Origin of the sequence: Acetobacter okinawensis JCM 25146 (assembly GCF_000613865.1) — a bacterium.
GTDB classification, from domain to species: domain Bacteria; phylum Pseudomonadota; class Alphaproteobacteria; order Acetobacterales; family Acetobacteraceae; genus Acetobacter; species Acetobacter okinawensis.
The window spans coordinates 1-3,376 of the sequence record NZ_BAJU01000089.1 but is presented as its reverse complement, the minus strand read 5'-3'; the positions used below and the strand labels follow the sequence as shown (position 1 = coordinate 3,376).

Sequence of the window (3,376 nt, the reverse complement as noted above, 5' to 3'; positions counted from 1 at the left end):
GCGGGTGCCGCACATTGGGGAGCAGGGCTGCGAGTGTGCGCGCTTCATGACGCGGCGGGGGGGCGGTGTGTCCTCCGTGGCGCTTTTGTTAACAGGGGCCTTGGTCCGTGTGCGGGCAGCGGGCCTGTGCTGCGTGGTGGCCTGCCGTGCGGGGGTACCCGCCTTGCCCGAATGAAGTTCCTTCGCCATAACAGCCTCCGTGATTACGCCACCCGCCCACGCCCTGCTGCACTGGTATGACAGACACCGCCGCACCCTGCCCTGGCGCTGCACGGAGGGTGAGACACCAGACCCGTACCGCGTCTGGTTGAGCGAGATCATGCTTCAGCAGACAACGGTCAAGGCTGTCGGTCCATATTATCTCAGATTTGTGGAAAAATTTCCAACCGTGCAGGCGCTGGCCGCCGCCCCGCGGGATGACGTGCTGGCCGCATGGGCGGGGCTTGGCTACTACTCGCGCGCGCGTAACCTGCATGCCTGTGCGCAGGCCGTGGCGGCACTTGGCGGGTTCCCCCGCACGGTGGAAGGCTTGCGCGCCCTGCCCGGTATTGGCGCTTACACCGCAGCGGCTGTGGCGGCCATTGCCTTTGGCGTGCCAGTGGTGCCGGTGGATGGGAATGTGGAGCGCGTTACGGCGCGGCTGTACAATGTGCAGGACCCGTTGCCTGCTGCGCGCAAGACGCTGGCACAACTGGCCAGCGGGCTGAATGCGGATGCCCCCGCCCGCGCCCGCCCGTCCGATTTTGCACAGGCTCTGTTTGATCTGGGGTCTTCCCTGTGTTCACCCCGTCAGCCAGCCTGTGGGCTGTGCCCGTGGCAGGGGACGTGTGCAGGGTACGCGCAGGGCATGGCGGCTACGCTGCCGCGCAAGACTCCCAAGGCCGAACGCCCGGTGCGGCATGGCGTGCATTTTATGGTCATGGATGCGGCAGGCCACGTGCTGCTGCGCAAACGGCCAGAAACCGGGCTGCTGGCCGCCATGACCGAACTGCCCGGTACCGCATGGCGCACGGAGCCATGGGCGGAGGCCGAGGCATTGGCGCAGGCCCCGACCACTGCGCAGTGGGCCAGAGCAGGGGTAGTCAAACACGTGTTTACGCATTTTACGCTGTATGTGGTGGTTTACGCGGCACGCGTGGAGCGGTTTGCCAACACGGATGTTGCGCAGGGGTTTTTGTTGCCGGTTACGCAGGCCAAAACGGCATCTCTGCCATCAATTATGCAAAAATGTATGACAGCAGGATACGACTTCCTGCATCGTGCATGAAAAGCCGGTGTGTTCAGGCGCGGCGCACCCGGCAGGACGGCCATTAAGGCTGGGCCAGAATAAAGAAAAAAAGAGGTTACATGGTTTTCCACCATATTCCGCCACATGCCGAGCATGCGACTCAGGGCCACCCACAGGGGGGCAGGCCGGGTGTGCTGCTGCTCAACCTTGGTACACCGGAGGGTACGGGGTACCGCGCCGTGCGCCGCTACCTGTCCGAGTTCCTGTCTGACCGCAGGGTGATCGAGGGCTCGCCCCTGTTCTGGCAACCCTTGTTGCAAGGCGTCATCCTGACCACCCGCCCCACGCGCAGTGCCGTGCCTATGCCCGTGTGTGGGATGCGGAACGGAATGAGAGCCCGTTGCGCACCTACACCCGCCATCAGGGCGAAAAACTGGCCGAGCAACTGGCCGCCGATGGTGTGCCTGTGGCATGGGGCATGCGCTATGGCAGCCCTAGCGTTGCACAGGCGCTGTGTTCGCTCATGGAGCGTGGGTGTGACCGTATTGTGTGCCTGCCGCTGTACCCGCAGTACAGTGCCACCACCACGGCCACGGCCAACGACCAGCTATTCCGGATGTTGATGAAGCTGCGCAACCAGCCCGCCATCCGCACCGTGCCGTCCTTCCCCGATGACCCGGATTTTATTACCGCCGTGGCGTCTTCCATCCGCGAGGAGCAGGTGCATGCGCCCCAGCCCTTCCAGATGGTGGTGGCCTCCTTCCACGGTCTGCCACAGCAGTATGTGGACAAGGGCGATTCGTATCTGGCCGAATGTACCCGCACCGTGGCCGCCCTGCGTACCGAGCTGGGTATGGACGAGAGCACCCTGCCCATGACCTTTCAGTCCCGTTTTGGGCCGACAAAGTGGCTGGAGCCCTATACCGCGCCCTTTATTGCGGGCCTGCCAGCCAAAGGCATCAAGCGCATTGCAGTGGTCACCCCCTGCTTTATGGCCGACTGTCTGGAAACGCTGGATGAAATCGGCCACGAGGTGCGTGAGGAGTTCATGCACGCAGGGGGCGAGTCCTTTACCCTTGTGCCCTGCCTGAACGACAGCCCGGCCAGCATCAGCCTGCTGGAAAAACTGGTCCGGCGCGAATTGCAGGGCTGGCTGTAAACCAGCCAGAGGCCCATGCGCTGCCTATGTGCCTATGTGCCTATGTGCCTATGTGCAGGTCTGAAGGGGGCTTGCGCCCCTATGCGCCCGTGCGTGTGGCTTTGGGGCGGGGGAGTGGGGTCTTGTCCGGGTACAGGCAGCTTTGCTGGGCCGCGCACCGCCAGCACTCGGGTTTGCGCGCCTTGCACACGTAGCGCCCTTGCAGAATAAGCCAGTGGTGGGAGTCGCGCATCATGGGCAGGGGAATGCGCACCTCCAGCTTTTTTTCCACCGCTTCCACCGTGCGGCCGCGCCCAAGGCCCGAGCGGTTGGCCAGCCGGAACACATGTGTATCTACCGGCACCGTGGGCTGGTTGAAGGCAACATTAAGCACCACATTGGCGGTCTTGCGCCCAACGCCTGCCAGTTTTTCCAATGCCTCACGCGTGTGGGGGATTTGCCCGCCATGTTCTGCCAGCAACTGGCGGGAGAGTGCGACCACATTTTTGGCCTTGTTGCGCCATAGCCCGATTGTGCGGATGAGTTCGCCCACCTGCTCATCCCCCAGTGCGGCCATGGCCTGTGGGGTGGGAGCGGCGGCAAAAAGGGCGGGAGTTACACGGTTGACCGAGGCATCGGTCGCCTGCGCGGACAGCACAACTGCCACCAGCAGCGTAAAGGGTGTGGTGTAGTGCAGCTCCGTCTGTGCGTCGGGCCACGCGCGGGCCAGATCACCCAGAAAAAGCAGAACTTCCGGCTCCGTCATGTCACGCGGGGCAGTCGGGGGGCTGCTGGGTGTGGCGGGTTTTGCCTTTGCGCGGGCTTTTTTTTGTTGCGGTGGTTATGGTCACACCGGAACTGGCCGCAGGCTTGGGCTTGGGCTTGGGCTTGGGCTTGGGCTTGGGCTTGGTGCTGCGGCTGCGTGCTGGGTCGGTGTGTGTGGGGCTGTCGGGGGTGTTCTGCTCGGTGGAGGCTGCCGGGTGGGCTCTGTCTGGGGGCGCGGCTGCGCA

Annotated in this window: 3 protein-coding genes and 2 pseudogenes; 3 read left to right on the top strand and 2 right to left on the bottom strand. The window is 64.0% G+C overall.

The features are described from left to right. On the bottom strand, positions 1-189 hold a 189-nt coding region (locus tag JCM25146_RS22280; RefSeq protein ID WP_148299127.1), incomplete at its 3' end, for a hypothetical protein. A gap of 10 nt (positions 190-199) precedes the next feature. Here JCM25146_RS22280 and mutY point away from each other — a divergent pair. Together mutY and hemH are read left to right on the top strand one after the other, a co-directional pair. Continuing rightward, entirely contained in the window at positions 200-1,267 is a 1,068-nt protein-coding gene (gene mutY, locus JCM25146_RS20200) for an A/G-specific adenine glycosylase (protein WP_148299126.1), read from the top strand. 80 nt (positions 1,268-1,347) lie between these two features. Further along, positions 1,348-2,387: pseudogene (gene hemH / locus JCM25146_RS20195) on the top strand (ferrochelatase). A 79-nt stretch (positions 2,388-2,466) separates the two neighbouring features. Here hemH and nth read toward each other — a convergent pair. After that, positions 2,467-3,132, bottom strand: a complete 666-nt coding sequence (gene nth / locus JCM25146_RS15605; protein ID WP_025829202.1) for an endonuclease III — start codon at positions 3,130-3,132, stop codon at positions 2,467-2,469. Between nth and JCM25146_RS22275 the strand changes: the two are divergent. Further along, a pseudogene (locus tag JCM25146_RS22275) lies at positions 3,131-3,376 on the top strand (hypothetical protein); the annotation flags it as partial. The gene nth and the pseudogene JCM25146_RS22275 sit on opposite strands and share 2 nt — an antisense overlap.

Coding starts and splice junctions, on each gene's coding strand:
- nth (WP_025829202.1), bottom strand. CDS start 3,132: ATGACGGAGCCGGAAGTTCTGCTTTTTCTGGGTGATCTGGCCCGCGCG.